Genomic DNA, 18,281 nt, shown 5'->3' on the forward strand with positions numbered 1-18,281 from the left:
GTACATAGTAGGACATGCGCGGCGCAACCCCGAAACCGGATTTCCGCTAGACTCGGCGCGGTCCCGGCGTGCGATGGGCGCGCCGTTTTCCGGAGCCCTACGTGATGACCCGTTTCGTGCTGGCCGTGCTGGCCGCATCCCTTCTTGCCGCCTGCAGCAGCGATCCTCGTCAGGCCCGCCGCGGTCACCCGCCGGAAGATCCGGCCGACTATCACGGCGTGCCGACCGACATGACGCCGCCGTCGATGCTCGACGCGCCGCCCCCGAAACCCGTGCAGTAGCAGTAACGGTCGGCCGGGCCCGTAGTCACGCGCGGGCCGCGGGCGCGGCCTGCGGTTCGGCGCCAACGCGCCGCAACAGCGCCGGCAGGTAACGCGCGAGCGTCGCGCCGCGTGCCGCCATGAACAGCAGCAGCGCGAACCAGAGGCCATGATTGCCGAACGTGCCGACGGCGGCGAGCGTGGCCGCGACGAAGATCGACAACGACACGACCATCGCGCGCATCAGCGATTGCGTCTGCGTGGCGCCGATGAACACGCCGTCGAGCAGGAAACCCCAGACCGACACGATAGGCGAGATCGCGGCCCACGGCAGGTAGCGCAGCGCGACGGCGCGGATCTCGGCCTGGTCGGTCAGGCGCGCGACGATCCAGCCGCCCGCCGCCCAGTAAACGAGCGCGAACAGCAGGGCGCCGAGTGCCGACCAGAACAGCGTGACGCGCACGGCTTGCCGGAAGGCGCGGCGATCGCGCGCGCCGGCCGCCGCGCCGACGAGCGCCTCGGCCGCATGCGCGAAGCCATCGAGGCCATACGCCATGAAGGTCTGGAAATTCAGCAGTAGCGCATTCGCGGCGAGCGTCGCGTCGCCTTGTTTCGCGCCGAGATGCGCGAACCAGCCGAACGCGCCGAGCAGGCACAGCGTGCGCAGGAAGATGTCGCGATTGAGCGCGATCAGCCGCTTGAGCGCGACGCGGTCGGCAAGCGCGCGTACCGCGAGCGGTGCAAGGCCGCGCGGCCGCAGCCGCCACAGCATCCACGCACCGAGCGCGAAACCGCACGCGTCCGCGGTGGCGGTGGCGGCGCCGATGCCGGCGATGCCCCAGCCGAAGCCGTACACGTAAAGCAGCACGGCACCGATGTTCACCGCGTTGATGAACACCTGCGTGACGAGTGCGAGCCGGACGCGCTGCACGCCCAGCAGGTAGCCGAGCACCACGTAGTTCGCGAGCGCGAACGGTGCGCTCCAGATCCGTGCGTGGCTGTATGCGAGCGCCGTCGCGCGGACGGCATCGCTGCCGCCGAGCGCGGACAGCGCGAACGACAGCAGCGGCACCTGCAGCGCCAGCACCGCGACGCCGAGCGCGAACGCGACGATCAGCGCGCGCAGCAGGTTCAGGCGGATTCCGGCGGCGTCGCCGGCGCCATGCGCCTGCGCGACGAGGCCGGTCGTCCCCATCCGCAGGAAGCCGAAGCCCCAGAACACGAAATTGAAGAACAGCCCGCCGAGCGCGACACCGCCGAGATATTGCGTCCCGTCAAGGTGGCCGGCGACGGCCGTGTCGACGGCACCGAGGATCGGCTGGGTCAGGTTCGCAAGGACGATCGGGAATGCGAGCGCGAGGACGCGCCGATGCGTGACGGCGGCCGACACGCTGCCGGCCCCGAGCGGTAAGGCGGATTCGGACATGACGGATGCGTCAGGCGCGTTCCTGCACGCAGACCCACGGCGAGACGACGACCGCCCACAGCTCCGGATTGCGCGCCGCGTAGTCGGCGGCGGTTTCGGCCGGCATGCGCGCGACGAGGCCGGACGACAGCCAGCGCGTAACCTGTTCGGCATCGTCGCTGGCAACCGCTTCCGCGACGCTGACGAGATCGAGGTCGCGCGCGATCGACAGCAGCTTGCCCTGCGCGAAGAAGCGTTCGAGATCGCACCAGTCGATCTTGGCGGTTTCGCCGAGGAGTTTGGCGTAGAGCGGGCTGTGCGACGCGCCCGCGGCGGCGTGTTGATCAGAGGACATCGGTTTCTTGGAAAGACTGCGTGGCGCCACTATAAACCATCCGGCCGGGCGGGCCGAGCGGCAGCGGGGGGCGCTCACGCGTCGCGCAGCGCGCGCCGGATGATCTTGCCGGTCGCGGTCATCGGCAGGCCGTCGACGAACGCGATCGCGCGCGGGTACTCGTGGGCGGCGAGCCGCGTGCGCACATGTGCCTGCAGCGCGCCGACGAGCGCGGCGTCGCCGACGTGGCCGGGGTTCAGCACGACGAACGCCTTGACGATCTCGGTGCGCGTCGCGTCGGGCACGCCGACGACGGCGGCCATCCGCACCGCCGGATGCGTGAGCAGGCAGTCCTCGATCGGGCCGGGGCCGATCCGGTAACCGGCGCTCGTGATCACGTCGTCGTCGCGGCCGACGAAGCGCACGAAACCGTCGGCGTCGATCGTGCCCGTATCGCCGGTGAGCAGGTAGTCGCCCGCGAACTTGTCGCGCGTCGCGTCGGGGTTGCGCCAGTATTCGAGAAACATCACCGGGTCGGGGCGGCGCACCGCGATGCGGCCTTCGACGCCGGGCGGCAGCGGCGTGCCGTGCGCATCGACGATCGCGACTGCATGACCGGGCACCGCCTTACCGATCGCGCCGGGCTGCGCATCGAACAGCGCCGCGCACGACGACAGCACCATGTTGCATTCGGTTTGCCCGTAGAACTCGTTGATCGTCACGCCGAGCGCATCGCGGCCCCATGCCGTCAGTTCGGTGCCGAGCGATTCGCCGCCGCTCGCGACCGATTTCAGCGCCAGCGTGTAGCGTTCGCGCGGCGCCACGACGGCGCGCATCAGCTTCAGCGCGGTGGGCGGCAGAAAGGCGTGAGTGACGCCGTGCCGCGCCATCAGCGCGAATGCCGCTTCGCCGTCGAATTTCTCGAAGCGGTGCGCGAGCACCGGCACGCCGTGATGCCATGACGGCAGCAGCACGTCGAGCAAGCCGCCGATCCATGCCCAGTCGGCGGGCGTCCAGAACAGGCGCGCGTCGTGCGGGAAGCACTGCTGCGACATCTCGACGCCCGGCAGGTGGCCCAGCAGCACGCGATGCGCGTGCAGCGCGCCCTTCGGTTTGCCCGTCGTGCCGGACGTGTAGATGATCAGCGCCGGATCGTCGGCGGCCGTATCCACCGGCACGAAATCGGGCGCTTCGGCGGCGAGCGCCGCGTCGTAGCGCAGCACGCCGGGCGCGTCGGGCGCGTCGTCGCCGATGCAGTAGACGGTATGCAGCGCCGGCAGTTGCGCGCGCAGCGGCGCGATCTTCGCGTAACCGGCCGCGTCGGTGACGAGCGCGGCCGCCTCGCTGTTCGCGAGCCGGTACTCGAGTGCATCGACGCCGAACAGCGTGAAGAGCGGTACCGCGATCGCGCCGAACTTGTACGCGGCCAGGTGTGCGATCGCCGTTTCGGGGCCTTGCGCGAGAAAGATGCCGATCCGGTCGCCGCGCCGCAGGCCGGCACGCGCGAAGCTGTTCGCGAGCCGGTTAGAAGCATGCTTCAGGTCGTCGAACGTGAGGCGGGAAACGTTGCCTCGCGCCGTTTCGTGGATCAGCGCGACGCGTCCGCTGCCGTCGGCCCATTTGTCGCACACGTCCACGCCGATGTTGTAGCGCGCCGGAATGTCCCAGCGGAAGCGGGCGAGGAGGTGATCGTAGCGGTCGGCGGCGGGCAGCATCGCGAGGTCTCCTGGTGTCGAGCGTGGCGTCGGGTGAACGGCTTACATCAGGATTTCACGCAGACGAATCCACAATGGTGTTTGCTGATAGGGAATGTTCGGACTCGTCCAATAGGCGAGGCTCAGTGCACGATTCCACAATGACGCATAAGATCAAGACAAAACAGTGGTGTGACCATGGATTTGCTTCTGATAGCTGCGGGGTTCAGCCTGATCGGAATCGGGGTGCTGGTGGCGTTTGCTCGTCACGTCGATCCGTTGTCCGGCCGTTTCACCGGACGTCTGCGCAAGCGCTGACTTGATGTGTTCCGTTTTCGCCGCGACGGCACGCGATGCGTGCCGGCATCGCGTGCCGTCTGTCGTGCGCTCAGCGCGCCGGCAGGTAGCGTGACGGATCGATCGAGCGGCCGCCATAGCGCAGCTCGAAATGCAGCGCGACACGATCGCTGTCGCTGTTACCCATCTCGGCGATCGATTGCCCTTGCGTAACCGACTGGCCTTCCTTCACCAGGAGCGCTCGGTTGTGCGCGTAGGCCGTCAGGTAATCGGCGTTGTGCTTCAGGATGATCAGGTTGCCGTAGCCGCGCAGCCCGTTACCGGCATAGACCACGACACCCGGCGCGGCCGCGACCACCGGCGTGCCCGGCGAATTCGCGATGTCGATGCCCTTCGATTTCGAGCCGTCGAACGTGCGCACCACGTTGCCGGCCGCCGGCCAGATCAGCGCAATGCTCGTGGCCGGCTTCACGGCCGATTCGACCGGGGCGGAAGGCGCCGGGCGTGCACGGCCCGCGCTGCCGGTGCCGGTGGTCGACGGCGTCGATGCGGTGGTCGTGCCGGGCGGAGGCGCGACGCGCAGCACCTGGCCGACTTCGATCGCATCGGGGTTCGTCATCTGGTTCCAGCGCACGATGCTCTGTACCGACGTGCGGTTGTCGCGCGCGATCTTGTAGAGCGTGTCGCCACGCTCGACGCGATAGAACCCGGGGCCGACGGGCGCGGAGCCGCACGCGACGAGCAGCGCGGCGCAGGCGGCTGCGAAGAGTCGCTTCGTTGTTGTTCCGAACATTGAACCTCGCAAGACCCTGCCGCGCGCGACGCGGCAGGCAACACAAAACGTCCGATTTTAACGGGTTCGACCCGCGCACCGCAGTTTCGGCGCTGGCGCGGCTGTCGCGCCCCGCGTCGGTGTGTGTCGAATCAGCCGGCGAGCGGGATCACGCGGATTCGCAGCGTGGCCGTTTCGGTCGCGCCCGGCGCGAGCATGCGCAGGCCGAGGCCGTTGTGGATCGCATCGGGCAGGCCGAGCCACGGCTCGACGCAATAGAAATCCGAATCCGGTTTTTCGGTCCAGGTAGTGACCGCGTACCACGGGATCGAGCCCGGCACGTCCAGCGCGATCTCGATCGTGCGGCGGCGGCCCGGCATCACGATGCGCACCGGCGTGGACGGCGTGCCGTCGAGGCAGTGGAAGCGGTCGAGGATGTCCGGATCGTCGAGGCGGTAGCGGGCTTCACCCGGTTCGGGCGGGCTGATCGAGCCGTCCGCGCGCTGGTGGCAACGGCGGGTCGGCGGCAGCTCGAGGAGGGTGTCGGCCCGCTCGCCGTGCGGCAGCGCGAAGTAGAAGTGGTGGCCGGCGTAGTAGGGCAGCGGCGTGTCGCCGCGATTGGTCGTTGTCAGCGCGACGTCGAGCGTATGCGCGTCGGCCAGCCGGTACGTGGTTTCGAACCGGAAATCGAACGGGTAGCTCGCGCGCAGCGCGTCGTTCGCGTCGAGCGTCATCGACAGCGCGGCGCCATCGGCCGACGGGTGCGCGTCGAACGGCAGATCGCGCGCGAAGCCGTGCATCGGCAGGTCGCGGACCACGCCGGCGGCGTCGCGCCAGCGGCCGATCTCGCCGTCGACGCGGTGGCGGCCGAGGAACGGGAACAGCAGCGGATTGCCGCCGCGCACGCGGGCGAGGTTGCTCCAGTCGGCGGTTTCCGGCCAGAAGATCACCGGTTCGCCATCGACGTGCCAGGACAGCAGGCGGCCGCCGAATTGCGGGGCGACCCGGACGAGCGACGGGCCGGCGTGAAGTTCGTGAATGTCGTGTTGCTGGAAGATCGGCATGGCGAATCGGGTTGGGCGGGTGACGGGAGCAACGGGCGTTCCATTATCGGGCCGTGGCCGCTCGGGGAAAACCCTTCTCGGGAAATTGCGAGTTTTTAACACTGTCAATGGTCGGGATAATGCCTCTAAACCGGTGATGTTGCCGGGTCATGACACTTCGTGGAGGGGGCCATGGATCTGGCAATGGCAATGGGAATCGCACTGTTCGGCATGTTCACCGGCAGCACGGTATTATTTTTCTATCAGCTCGGCCGCTGACGGCAATTTCTGCCGAAGTCGACAGGCCCGCCATGCAAATGGCGGGCTTTTTGCTTTCCGGGTGCTTACAAATTGCAAGCGTTTGTGTGCAGCGCCGCAATATCCTGCCAAATGCCTTGGCGCAGTAATCCTGGCTCGGCATAATCGGGGCGCGTTTTCCAGGACGCGCATCGCGTCGTCCTCCTTCCTTCCCGCTTAATCTTCACTAAAAGGACCGACGCGTGAGCCTCTGGTTTCTGGTATTCCTGAGCGTCCTGCAGGGCGTCACCGAACTCTTCCCCGTCAGCAGCCTTGGCCATACGCTGCTCGTGCCGGCGCTGTTCGGCATGCACATCGACAAGCACGCGCCGCAACTGCTGCCGTTCCTCGTCGCGCTTCACCTCGGCACCGCGCTGGCATTGCTGTGGTACTTCCGCGCGCGCTGGATCGCGCTGATCGGCGGTTTCTTCGCGCAGCTCGGCGGCCGCAAGAACGACGACGGCCACCTGATGTGGGCGCTGATCATTGGCACGATCCCGACCGGCATCGTCGGGCTGCTGCTGGAAAAGCGCATCGAGCGCGTGTTTCACGATCTGCGGATCGTCGCGATCGCGCTGATCGTCAACGGCGTGTTGCTGTGGCTGGGTGATCGCATCCAGCGCAGCCGCGCGCATCAGGCGCCCGAGAAGATGACGTTCAAGCAGGCGTTCTTCGTGGGGCTCGCGCAGATCGGCGCGCTGATTCCGGGCTTCTCGCGCAGCGGGCTGACGATGATTGCCGGCAATGTGGCCGGGCTGACGGCGGAAAAGGCGGCGGAATTCTCGTTTCTGCTCGGCACGCCGATCATCTTTGCCGCGGGCGTGCTCGAACTGCCGAAGCTGTTCCATGCGCGCGACCAGCTCGCGGATGCGCTGCTCGGCGGCGTGCTGACGGCGATCGCCGCGTACCTGAGCGTGCGGTTCCTGATGCGCTATTTCGAAGGGCGCGGCCGGCTCGCGTCGTTCGGCGTGTATTGCGTGATCGCCGGCGTGTTCTGTCTCGGCTGGTTCATGCTGCATCCGCAGCCGGTTTGATGCGCCGGCGCCGGTCTCGCGTGATCTGGCGCGATGATCGGGTATAATTTCGGGCTCGGCTTCGTGTCGGGCCCGTTTTGTTTCGGGGCTTTGAGTTGTTGTTGCTCAAAACCCCGATGCCGAATGCGGTCCGTGTCAGGCCGTGTCTTTTCTCCCCCGACCGCCCTTAGCTCAGTTGGATAGAGCAACGGCCTTCTAAGCCGTAGGTCACACGTTCGAATCGTGTAGGGCGGGCCAGTTTGATCACTGGGCGATCTTCCCGGGGCCACCCCGGATGACGCGAGCGCATCACTCCACCGTCACCGATTTCGCCAGATTCCTCGGCTTGTCGATATCCGCGCCCCGCAAGCACGCGGCGTGATACGCGAGCAACTGCAACGGCACGACGTGCAGAATCGGCGACAACAACCCGTAGTAATCCGGCATTCGCAGCACCGACACGCCTTCGCCGTTGTCGATCCGCGTATCGGCATCCGCGAACACGTAAAGCTGCCCGCCGCGTGCCTGCACCTCCTGCATGTTCGACTTGAGCTTTTCGAGCAGCGCGTCGTTCGGTGCGATCGTGGCAACGGGCATCGTGTGCGTGACGAGCGCAAGCGGCCCGTGTTTCAGCTCGCCCGCCGGGTACGCTTCCGCGTGGATATACGAAATCTCCTTCAGCTTCAACGCGCCTTCGAGCGCGATCGGGTAGTGCAGCCCGCGCCCGAGAAACAGCGCGTTTTCATGCTGCGAGAACTCCGCCGCCCAGCGCGCGATCTGCGACTCCAGCCCCAGCACGTCTTCGAGCGCGCCGGGCAGGCGCCGCAACTGCGTCGTATAGCGCGCGAGTTGCGCATCGTCGACGTAGCCGCGCAGCCGCCCGAGCGTCACCGCGAGAATGAACAGCGCGACGAGCTGCGTCGTGAACGCCTTGGTCGACGCGACGCCGATTTCCGGGCCGGCCCGCGTCAGGAAGCGCAGGCCGGTCTGGCGCATCATCGCGCTGGTCGGCACGTTGCAGATCGCCAGCGTGTCGATGTGGCCGAGCGCCTGCGCGTACTTGAGGGCGGCGAGCGTGTCTGCGGTCTCGCCGGATTGCGACACGCTGACCACCAGCGTATTCGGCGTCGCGAGCGCGTCGCTGTAACGGTATTCGCTCGCGATCTCGACCTGCGCGGGGATGCGTGCGATCGTCTCGAGCCAGCGGCGTGCGGTCAGGCCGGAGTAGTGGCTCGTGCCGCACGCGAGGATCAGCACGTTGTCGATCTGCTCGAACGCGCGCGCGGCGTCCGGGCCGAATACGGCGGGATCGAACAGCCCGGCATCGGGGATCGTCGCGGCCACGGCCTGCGGCTGCTCGAAAATTTCCTTCTGCATGAAGTGCCGGTAGGGGCCGAGCTCGATCACGCCCTGCGCGGACGAAATGGTTTGTATCGCGCGTTCGATCGGCGCGCCGGTGCGATCGAGTACCCGCACGCCGCCCGGCGTCAGCTCCACGATGTCGCCTTCCTCGAGAAAGATGAAGCGGTCGGTGATGCCGGCGAGCGCGAGCGCATCGGACGCGAGAAAGCATTCGCCGTCCTTCACGCCGACGACGAGCGGCGAGCCGGCCCGCGCGCCGATCAGCCGCTGCGGCTCGTGCTTGCTGAACACCGCGATCGCGTAGGCGCCGTGCAGTTGCGAGGTCGCATCGCGCACGGCGGCAAGCAGGTCGCCGCGATACTTGCTGTGGATCAGATGCGCGACTACCTCGGTGTCGGTCTGGCCGTCGAATTCGTAGTGCTCGTCGGACAGTTGCTTGCGCAACGTTTCATGATTCTCGATGATGCCGTTGTGCACCAGCGCGATTTCGTCGCGCGAGAAGATCGGATGCGCGTTGCACGTCGCGGGCGCGCCGTGGGTTGCCCAGCGCGTGTGCGCGATGCCGGTGCTGCCGGCGAGGCCGGCGCTGCGCACGTGGGCGTCGAGATCGGCGACGCGCGACATGCTGCGCTCGCGGCGTGCCTGGCCGTCGACGACGGTCGCCACCCCGCATGAATCGTAGCCGCGATATTCGAGGCGGCGCAAACCTTCGATCAGAATCGGGACGATATCCCGTTGCGCGACCGCGCCGACGATGCCACACATGACACGTCTCCTTCCCTGTAGATTTCCCCGGACCGTGCGCACGCGTGGATCAGCGTGACGCGGTCTCCGTTGTCGCCGCCGTCGTGAAGCCGCATCGAGCGGGTGCGACCGGGTCGGCCATCCGGCTTTCGAATGCCAGGTAAAGCGCCTCCTCGAGTACATTCCAGTGCGCGCCGTGCCGGTAAGGCCCCGATCGTGCATGCCAGCACGCGACCGTGTTCATGTCGTTCATCTTGAATGCGACCAGTGCGATCAAGCCCCACGGATAATCGGAGCTGGCGAGTTGCAGCCAGGTCTTGCCGTACTTCTGCATCCACTGCGCATAGATCGTCTCGTTCGATTGCTGGGGAACCTGAATGCCGGAAAGAAGCGGAAAGACCTGCGCGACTTTCGCCGGATAGAACGTCGTGTCGCTGATGCGCTGCGTGCTCGCGCGAAAGCCGGACTGCGTGCCGCGCCAGAACACCTTCAGGATCGCGGACGCGAGCCGGTCGGCGCGCTGGCTCCACGGGCCGGCGCGCGTGGCGTCGCCATGCCGGACGTAATACGCGGCAAGCGCCTGGAACGCGCTGTGGACCTCGACGTTGTCCATCAGCAGCGCGACGTGCAGCGTCGACGAGATCTGATAGACGCCCGCGGGCTTGCTGAGCAGCGCGTCCAGATGCGCGGCCGCGCGATCGAGGCTGAGTTCCCATGCGGGGGGCAGGCCCTCGGGCGGTGCGAAGCGGGCGAGCAGTTCGATCCAGGTCGCCATCATTGCATCGTCGGCGTCGGCTTCGGCGCATGAGCTGTACTGGCCGCTCTTCACGCAGTAGCGATCGAACCCGCCGTCCGGACGCTGGCGCGGCAGCAGCCACGCGATCCAGGCGAGCGCGGCCTGATGGGCGTCGAGCCCGGCGTCGGCGGCGCCGAGCAGCGCCTTCGCCGCGAAATAAGGATCGATGCCGGCGCCGTTCAGGCGCACGGTGATCGCGCCGTCGGGGCGTTGGTAGAGTCCGTTGAGCTGGAGTTCGGCGGCGCTCGCCTGCAGTGCGACGCCGCACGCGGCGACACAGCAGGCGACGCACCAGAGGCGGCATAGCCGGGCGGTGGCCGCCACGCGTGCGCGTGCGGCCGGGAAAAGCGCGGGCCGGTTCATGATGGGGGGCTCCTGCGCGATGGTCCTGCGCAAATCCCGCCGCGCGCGGCGTTGGCCGCGCCGCGCGCCGGCGGGTGTGTCGATGTCGCGGCTCAGTGCACCTTGGCGCTGGTGAACTTGAGACTGGTGCCGCTGTTCGCGGTCACGAGCCAGTACGTCGAGTCGGTGATGACGACGCTGCCGAAGCCTTGCGTGATGACCGGCAGCGCGAAGCCCTTCTTCGGCAGCAGCCACGTCATGTTCGCGAGGCTGGTCGGATGGCTGGCGGCGAACGTCCAGCCGCTGCCCGTGTCGGTGGCCGACCACGTGACGTTCAGGCGTGCACGATCGAAGGTCGTGATGTCACTCATCGTGTACCACTTGAACTGACCCGTCAGTTTTAGCGTATTGGCTTGCGAGAAGATCGCGGACAACGTCGACGTGTAGGACGACGCGCCCAGCGGATGCGCATAGATCAGCCGGCTCGTGCGGTTCGCGACGACGAAGTTCATCAGGGATGCGTACCAGTTGTTGACGTCGGCCGTCGGCACCGCGTATTGCTGGAACTCCTCGAACGTCGCGTACTTGCCGAACGGCATCACGGGGTACGCCCACAGGCCGGGGTTCAGCAACGCGCCGTTGCGGTATGCGCGGGTCGGTGCCGAGCCGGTGTGGCCGGTGAAGTAGTAGCCGTTGAAGCCGTTGCTTTCGAGCCAGTTGACCGACCAGGTCGGCGTGTTGCCTTCCGGCGCCGCGTACTCGACGTCCGGCTGGCCGGTCGCGGCCTGGACGGCCTGATGGTTCATCACGAGGTACTGCGTGAACGTGCTCGCGTTCGTTTCGCTCGCATTCGCTCCCCAGTAATCGTGAATCCAGCCGCCGTGGCTGCCGACGCGATGGCCCTTGGACACGAAATACCTCAGGAGGCTCTGCGCGGTCGGGTTGTTCGCGAGATTGATGCCGTTGCCGTCGCCGAAGGTTGCTTCATCCGGCCCGGCCGTGATCACGAGCGAGAACGGCCCGTTGTTCCATACGCCGAGGTTCTTCAGTTGCAGCGCCGGCTGGATCTGGTCGCCCGCGCAGAAGTGCCAGTTGAACACGAGCCCGGCCATCGCCTTCGGCAGCGGCGACAGCGACGGCAGGTTCAGCATCTGCGTGCCGAAATAATGCAGGTAGCCGTGAATCAGCATGCCGTCGGTCTGGCCGTCGAGGTAGGCGAGCGGCAGGTTGACGAACAGCACGCCGCCGTTGCCGTACGTGTTGTAGCCGGACACCAGCCCGAAGGTCGGCGAGGTCAGGATCGTCGTGCCGGTGTACGTCCCCTGCGTGACGAAGCTCGGATAGGTGAGGAAGCCGTACACGTAGCCGGAGATGCCTTCGAGCGTGTCGCTGGTGGTGGCCAGCGTCGCCGCGAGCGTGTTGGCCGTCTTGCCGGTCGACGTGCTCAGGAGCGAATTGGCGGTATACGTCGTAGTCTTCTTCAGCTTGCCGGTCACGGTGCCGGTCAGCTTCGGCGTCGTCTGGTTCAGCACGCCGCTGCCCGTGGGCGGCGTCGTGTACTTGAACCATGCGTCGTGGTTGTAATTGGCGAGGCCGCCAGGGTTCGACGGGCTGGCGGCCAGAAACTGCGCGCTGCCCGACGACGTGTTCGTCGACGTGCCCGAGGTGCTCGTCGAGGCGAGCGCGGTCGCGGTCGTGGTGCTCGACGAAGCCGTGGTCCATGCCATCGACTTGCCGGGAGGCACCTGGAGCGTGCGCAGCCAGCTGCTCATGCCGGTCACGTTGCCGAGGCCGATCATGTTGCCGCCGTATTGGTCATACAGCACATAGTCCACACCGACCATGCTGCTGAAGCGCGATTTCGGGCTGACGTAGAAGCCGGCCGAATTCAGCACGCCGAAATCGTAGACGAGCATCACCTTGCCGCCGTTCAACGCGTAGTTCTGGATCGCCGTCACGAGCGCATCGGCGGCTGTCGTATGCACCTGGTCGGGCAGGATCAGGCCCGGATACTGCGACAGCGACGCGCCGGCCGCCATGAACTGGCTGTCGGTCATCACCTTGATCTGCAGCCCTTCTTCCTGCGCACTGTCGAGCCATGCGGACACGCGCGAATCGGGCAGCGTCAGCGTGTCGGGCACCAACAGGAGGAGCTGATTGGTGGCCGCCTGAACGCCGCCCGGACTGAATGCGAACGCGAGCGCGAACAGCGCGAACAGGATCCGCAAGAACTTGCCTGACTTTGCCAACATGGTGTGCTCCTCGCTCAAGGAATGGGGGCGTGCGGCAGCCGGAACGCGCGTGCCGCGAGGTCGACCAATCCAGCCCCGTAGGTGTGTGCGGCTGTCCGGTTCGTCGGGTATCGAGCGGTGCATGTCGACGGCGGACGGATTGCGCCAGGGCGCCGGGGCGCCGCGCAGCCTTCGCCGATGAGAGGACTCGATGCGACGTATTGAAAGAAGCGAACAACGTGCCATTGGCGCAGGAGGCCCGGTCCTGCTGGCTTCCTGTGATGCGGGCCGGGCGGCAGGGCCGGAAACGCGGCGGATTCGTTTCATCGCTGATACGGCGCGTTTGAACGCGCTATCAGCAGACGGAATCGCGATCGTGCGTCAGTGCGCCGGGCCAGCTTGCGCAGTAGGTATAGAGCGTGACCAGCAGGCCGATCAGCAGTGGCCCGCCGAGCAGGAAATAGCAGAACGGCAGGAACAGCAGCGAGCCGTGATGGATGATCGTCGCGTGCAGCAGCATCACGAACGGCAGCGCGAACACGAAGTAGCCGAGCACCAGCAGCGACGCGACGGCTTTTTGCAGCAGCGAGAAATCGAGCGGGTAGTACAGCGCGGCCATCACCAGCGGGATCACTGCGATCGCCGCGCCGTGCAGCACGAACATGTCGCGCAGGTGCAATTGCGGGACATACGGAAACGTGCCGGGCGCAAGCCAGAAGTATGCGCAGATCAGCAGTTGGGTGAAGCTCGCGATACGTAACAGATATGCAACAGGCAACCAGTTCGCCCGCCGGATGAACGATGCGGCGAAGCCGGTCGCGCAGAGCGCGGCGGTGGCGGCCAGCAGCATGCCGCCCGGCATGCGGGCCGCGACGTCGATCGACAGCAGCGGCACGCGCGGTGCGTCGGGCGGGTAACCGATCACGATCACGTGAAGCGCCGGATCGAGCTGGTGTGCGCCCCACGCCATGACCGAGCGCCAGTAGCGCCACGCCAGCGGCAAGCCGAACCACAGCGACGCGTACAGCGCGGGCGTCAGCAGCGCGATCGACGACAGCCAGCGCTGCGGGTACGCGTGGGTGCGCAGCGAACGATCGACGGGAGGACGGACGGGATGCGTGTGCATGGCGCCCGCCCGCTTACCAGCGATAGAAGACGCTGAGCTCGCCGCCGATTCGTGAGTAGTACGGGTTGTGGTAATAGTCGAATTCGAGCTGCGTACCCCACTTGCGCGTGAACCAGTAGCGCCATTTCGCGGTGATCTCGTGGCTGCGGAAATCCGCGATCTGCGTGCCGGACCCGGTGACCTGATACGCCTCGCGGCCGACGCCGCCGCGCAGCACGATCACGCTCTTGCCGACTTCGCCGTAGGTGACGGCGCCGTAGTACGCCGGCGCCTTCACCGATCCGGGTGAATCGACCGTATAGTTCGCGCCCGCCTCGAAAATCCACTTCGGCAATGCATACCAGATCACGCCGGCGTGATACAGCTGATCGCGGTGGCCGCTGCGGTTCCATGCGTAGCCGGCGCCGAGCGACACCACCAGCGAACGATCGGACAATAGCTTGCGGTTGATCGACACGTCGACGCGCGCACTCGGCAGGATCGTGCCCGATGTGGTCCCGGAAAAGCCGATCCCGCCGAACCAGTCGGGGCCGAGGTCCTGCACGTAGGTCAGCGCGCCGAGCTGCGTGTTCTCGCCGAAGCGGTGCAGTTGCGCCAATTCGCCGAGCACGGTGCGGCCGCCATCCTGGTAGACGCCGCGCAGATGCACGCCGTACCAGTCGCCGTAGCCGTGCGTCAGGTGTGCGTTCGAATAGCCGAGCGTCAATTCGGTGTGCGATTCCTGCGGCGCCTGCACATGCGTGACGACTGCATCGGGCAGCGGCGGGCGGTTCGTATCCTCGGGCGTGAACTCGGCGAGCGGCACGCCGTCCGGCAGGCCTTCGGCGTCCACGCGCACGAACATCGACTCGTCGCGCATCCGTGGCGTGATGACGGTCGCGGGGGCCGGAGGCTGCACGGCCGGCGTGGCGGCGGCATCGTCAGGCTGCTCCGCCAGCGCCGCGGGCGCGCCGAAGGCGACGCCGCACAGCATCGCGAGAGTGGCAACCGGCACGCGCGGGTCGCGATGGCTGGGGCGATCGGACATGAGGCGCTCCTTAACGGGATGTGTGGAACCAGCCGCTGCGCCACGCCACGAGATCGCCATGCACGCAGGCATGATTGATGATCGAGACGTCGCGCGCGCACGCGCTGACCGGATGGCCGGCGACGCCGATGCGCGCCCCCGTCAGTCGCAGCAGGCCGCCGGCCGACACGACGCCGTCGATGCAGCTCGCGTGGGCGAGCAACACGTCGTCGCGCGCGAATACCGCACCGTGCAGCAACGCATGACGTTCGAGTTCGACGCGATGCGCCTTGACGCTGCCGCGCAGCACGCAGCCTTCACCGAGGACGAGCGCGCCTTCGACGATCAGGTTGCCCTGCACGACCGTGTGTGCGGGCAGGCGAACGTCGCACGGCAGCAGGTAACGGCCGTGCACGAAGCGATGCGGCAGCGACGCGAAGTGGCGGGTGAGCGAGATCGCGCGGCGCGGGGCGGCCGGTGCGTCAGCGGGTCGCGGGCCGGGCGCCGCGCCGAAGACGAGCGGCTCGCCGTACAGGCACGCGAAGCCGCCGGCGCCGCGCAGGCGCACGGTGTCGCCGACCACGACGCCGCGCAGCACTGCGTCGTCGACGTCGATCAGCGGCGCATGCGCGAGCGTGCCGATCGTCGCGCCGGCATGGATGTCGATGTGCTCGTCGGCGAACGCGTACGCGGCCTGCGCGCCTTCGTCGAGCGTGATCGTGCGATCGGCGTAGAGCACGTCGTCGCGATGCGCGTCACGTGCGACGTGGATCGCGTCCGCGTGCTGCACGGCCAGCCCGAGCGTTTGCCACGGCGGCACGGCCGACGCATCCGCCGGCGGCGTGCCGGCCACGTGGGCACGCAGCGCGTCGTGCCAGCGCGCGGCGAGCAGCGCCTGATCGACGAACGGCCCGTCGCCGATCGGGAGTGCCGCGACGTCGCTGCGCCGGATCAGTTCATGCAGCATCGGCAGGAACGGCAGGGCGAGTACGCTGGCCACCGGCACCATCACATTGAAGGTCGTCATCGCTCATCGCTCCGGTTTCAACTGCCGGCGAAAACGCTCGGTCTTGTCCCATTTCAGTTCGCGGCGAAACGCGGCGTCGAGCGCGAGTCCCCAGAGCGCGGAGACGACCGCCGCGATCGTCACGCAAAAGCCGACGACGTTGACCGGCACGAGCCGCAGGCGCGTCGCGCGACCGTCGAGCCGCGCGGCGACGACGATCTCGAAGAACACGCCGAAGTTGCCGAAGGTGCTGAACGAGAACAGCGCGAACAGCGACAGGAGCAGGCCGAGCGCGGTCGAGTTGACGCCGTTGAACAGGTAGAGCGCGAGCGCGGCGCTCCACGCGATCGCGAGCAGCGCCGGCATCGTGAACACGCCGAGCAACAGTGCGCCGTCGAGCCGGCAGCGCCGCGAGATCAGCGGATTGCGCAGCACCGGCACCAGATAGCGCAGCATCGTCTGGTTGTGGCCCTTCGCCCAGCGGGTCAGTTGCCGGGCGCGGACGGCCCAGCGCTCCGGCACTTCCTCATAACATTCGGCGTGGTTCAGATAGACCGTGCGCCAGTCGCTCAGCAGCAGGCGGTAGGTCATGTCGGTATCTTCGGCGAGCGTGTCGTCGCACCAGCCGCCCACGGCGTCGAGCGCACCCTTGCGGATGCCGCCGACCGTGCCGCCGTACTGCGGCACCAGGTCGAGATTGTTGCGGGCTTGCTGGTTGACCTGATAGCCGCCGGCGCGCTCGAGATCGAGCAGCCGCGCGAGCAGGTTGCTGTCGGCGTTCTGCGGCACGACACGGCCCATCACCGCGCCGACTTCCGGATCGAAGAACGGCGCGACGAGTTCCTTCAGCAGCCCCGGTCGAGGCAGGTAGTCGGCGTCGAATACCACCATGATGTCGCCGCGGATGAACCGCAGCGCATCCTTCAGCGCGGCTGCCTTGCCCGGCTTGCCGGTTTCGCGGTGAAACGGCTGGATCAGCTCGGGCGCGAGTGCCCGGACCTCGTCGATCAACGCGCGCGTGTTGTCGGTCGAGCGGTCGTTGACCGGGATGATCGTGAGCCGGTCGCGCGGGTAGGTCGTGGCCAGCAGCGCCATCAGGCAATCGACGATGACCGTTTCCTCGTTGTGGGCGGCGACGAATACCGTGAGCCGCGGCCAATCGCCGTGGGTCATCGCCCGGTAAGGCGCGTGCTGCGGCTTGAACAGGCGATCGAGGCTGAATACGTAATGCCGCGCGGCATACGCGCACGTCAGCAGCGTGAACAGCCACAGGTACGCCACGCACGGCATCAGCAGCAACTCGGGATCGAACGTGATGCCCGACGTGGCGGCGGGCGGCGGTTCGAGCGACGCGTCCGTGTCGGTCGCGGCCTGTGCGGCGAGCGAAAGCGTCACGCTATCGAGCGCGGTGCGCTCCATCGAGATCGCGAGGTTCGCGGCGTTCGCGGCAGTCGTGATGTTGGCGGCGGGCACGCTGAAGCGGGCCGGTTCGGCGATCGCCCGCGATCCGGTGTCGCGCACGACCAGCGAGCAGGCCAGCACGATCAGCAGCAGGATGCCTTGCTCGCAGAGTGACGCCGTCCGCGTTTTCGTCATGTCCTGGTCCCCGTGCCCGCGACGACGACCGATGAGAGCTGAAGGCGCTCCGTGGATCGCGCGGATGTCAATGGAAGGCGGTGACGCGTTCGTTGCACAGGGGCGGTTGTCGGTTGCCCCGGACGGACGCGTCGCGTCGCCTCCCGGCTTCGTTGCTTTGGCGTCCCCGTCTGTTTGCTGCCGTGCGAGTGCTTCGGGACGCACCTGTCTGACATTAAGCAAGGCGTGCGCCATCTGCCGGCATGCCCCGCGCGACAAGGGGGCGAGCGCCGCAGGCGAATGCGGGCGGCGCGCGGGCGGCGTGTTTTGATTCACTGACGAATCAGCGTGTGCGCGCCGCATTCGACTCCGCAGGGGCGATCGCACGCATTCGAACACGTCGCGCGGCGACCGGGGTGGTCCAACTTGTCGTGCCGCATTGTCGGCGCAGCCTGGCATGGCTGACCGTCGTGTGTCGTGCGTCGTGTGCGAGACGGTCCGGCGCGCTGAACGAACGCCGTTTTCACATGAGACGAATGGACCGGACTCCGATGTATTTGCCGGTTTGGGCGTGGCGTTACACATTCGCAACATTTCCCGCGCACCGATTCGTGTGAGGCAAGCACCGTCGTGTGCGTGGGAAATCCGGTGCGCGCGAGGGTGGACGACGGTCGCGTGCGCGCTGCACGCTGCACAGACGAAAGCGTCGAATCGAGGCGACGCAACGCGCGTCGAAAGATGCATGCGATTCGCCGCGTCACGCGCGCTCGACATGCATGCACGATTCATCGGACGACGTCGTCAGACGGATCGCGCGCGCGTCCGGCTGTTTATCGTTGTCGTGTCGATCCGGCGATGCGTGTGCCCGTAGCAGTTGTGAAACATTCCGCGACGCGCTGTTCGCACGCGATGGTCGCGGAACGAAGCAGGCCGGGAGGCGGGCCGGCTGGTTTGAATATTGCTGTAGTGGGAGGACCT

14 protein-coding genes and 1 tRNA gene are annotated in these 18,281 nt (G+C 67.2%); 3 read left to right on the forward strand and 12 right to left on the reverse strand.

The window, feature by feature from the left end; translation table 11 throughout:
• The first annotated feature begins 101 nt into the window (after nt 1–101).
• Entirely contained in the window at nt 102–281 is a 180-nt protein-coding gene (locus AP428_RS36590) for a hypothetical protein (protein ID WP_124466961.1), read from the forward strand.
• 25 nt (nt 282–306) lie between these two features.
• Here AP428_RS36590 and AP428_RS03820 read toward each other — a convergent pair whose 3' ends face one another.
• The 5 genes from AP428_RS03820 to AP428_RS03840 all read right to left on the reverse strand — a co-directional run bounded on the left by AP428_RS03820 (nt 307) and on the right by AP428_RS03840 (nt 5,826).
• Nucleotides 307–1,686 carry an MATE family efflux transporter gene (locus tag AP428_RS03820; RefSeq protein ID WP_054927582.1) on the reverse strand — a complete coding sequence of 460 codons (1,380 nt, stop codon included), beginning with the start codon at nt 1,684–1,686 and terminating at the stop codon, nt 307–309.
• Nucleotides 1,687–1,696: 10 nt separating this feature from the next.
• Nucleotides 1,697–2,020, reverse strand: a complete 324-nt coding sequence (locus AP428_RS03825; RefSeq protein WP_050013661.1) for a DUF2288 domain-containing protein — start codon at nt 2,018–2,020, stop codon at nt 1,697–1,699.
• Between the two features lie 74 nt (nt 2,021–2,094).
• Nucleotides 2,095–3,714: an acyl-CoA synthetase gene (locus tag AP428_RS03830; protein WP_054927583.1), complete on the reverse strand. Its 1,620-nt coding sequence runs from the start codon at nt 3,712–3,714 to the stop codon at nt 2,095–2,097.
• 367 nt (nt 3,715–4,081) lie between these two features.
• Entirely contained in the window at nt 4,082–4,783 is a 702-nt protein-coding gene (locus AP428_RS03835; protein ID WP_006476318.1) for a peptidoglycan DD-metalloendopeptidase family protein, read from the reverse strand.
• Between the two features lie 131 nt (nt 4,784–4,914).
• Entirely contained in the window at nt 4,915–5,826 is a 912-nt protein-coding gene (locus tag AP428_RS03840) for an aldose epimerase (protein WP_054927584.1), read from the reverse strand.
• A gap of 479 nt (nt 5,827–6,305) precedes the next feature.
• On the opposite strand from AP428_RS03840, the gene AP428_RS03845 reads away from it, so the two are divergent.
• On the forward strand, nt 6,306–7,136 hold the full coding sequence (locus AP428_RS03845; RefSeq protein WP_011545102.1) for an undecaprenyl-diphosphate phosphatase: 831 nt from the start codon (nt 6,306–6,308) through the stop codon (nt 7,134–7,136).
• Between the two features lie 160 nt (nt 7,137–7,296).
• Nucleotides 7,297–7,373 (forward strand) — tRNA-Arg (locus AP428_RS03850).
• Between the two features lie 51 nt (nt 7,374–7,424).
• On the opposite strand, the gene glmS is transcribed toward AP428_RS03850, so the two are convergent.
• The 7 genes from glmS to AP428_RS03885 form a co-directional block, all read right to left on the reverse strand.
• Nucleotides 7,425–9,242 carry a glutamine--fructose-6-phosphate transaminase (isomerizing) gene (glmS, locus tag AP428_RS03855; RefSeq protein WP_054927585.1) on the reverse strand — a complete coding sequence of 606 codons (1,818 nt, stop codon included), beginning with the start codon at nt 9,240–9,242 and terminating at the stop codon, nt 7,425–7,427.
• Between the two features lie 49 nt (nt 9,243–9,291).
• Nucleotides 9,292–10,380 (reverse strand): hypothetical protein, encoded by a 1,089-nt coding sequence (locus AP428_RS03860; RefSeq protein WP_054927586.1) that lies wholly within the window; start codon nt 10,378–10,380, stop codon nt 9,292–9,294.
• Between the two features lie 92 nt (nt 10,381–10,472).
• Entirely contained in the window at nt 10,473–12,611 is a 2,139-nt protein-coding gene (locus tag AP428_RS03865) for a polysaccharide deacetylase family protein (protein ID WP_054927587.1), read from the reverse strand.
• 334 nt (nt 12,612–12,945) lie between these two features.
• Nucleotides 12,946–13,716, reverse strand: a complete 771-nt coding sequence (locus AP428_RS03870; RefSeq protein ID WP_054927588.1) for a hypothetical protein — start codon at nt 13,714–13,716, stop codon at nt 12,946–12,948.
• A gap of 13 nt (nt 13,717–13,729) precedes the next feature.
• Entirely contained in the window at nt 13,730–14,743 is a 1,014-nt protein-coding gene (locus AP428_RS03875) for a YaiO family outer membrane beta-barrel protein (protein ID WP_011545114.1), read from the reverse strand.
• A gap of 10 nt (nt 14,744–14,753) precedes the next feature.
• A complete protein-coding gene (locus AP428_RS03880) occupies nt 14,754–15,749 on the reverse strand; it encodes a polymer-forming cytoskeletal protein (RefSeq protein ID WP_011545115.1) in 996 nt (331 codons plus the stop codon).
• A gap of 3 nt (nt 15,750–15,752) precedes the next feature.
• Nucleotides 15,753–17,324, reverse strand: coding sequence for a glycosyltransferase family 2 protein (locus AP428_RS03885; protein WP_054927589.1), 1,572 nt, complete (start codon nt 17,322–17,324; stop codon nt 15,753–15,755).
• Between the last annotated feature and the right edge of the window lie 957 nt (nt 17,325–18,281).

The sequence above is a fragment of the Burkholderia sp. E168m22 genome, assembly GCF_001319805.1.
GTDB lineage: Bacteria > Pseudomonadota > Gammaproteobacteria > Burkholderiales > Burkholderiaceae > Burkholderia > Burkholderia orbicola.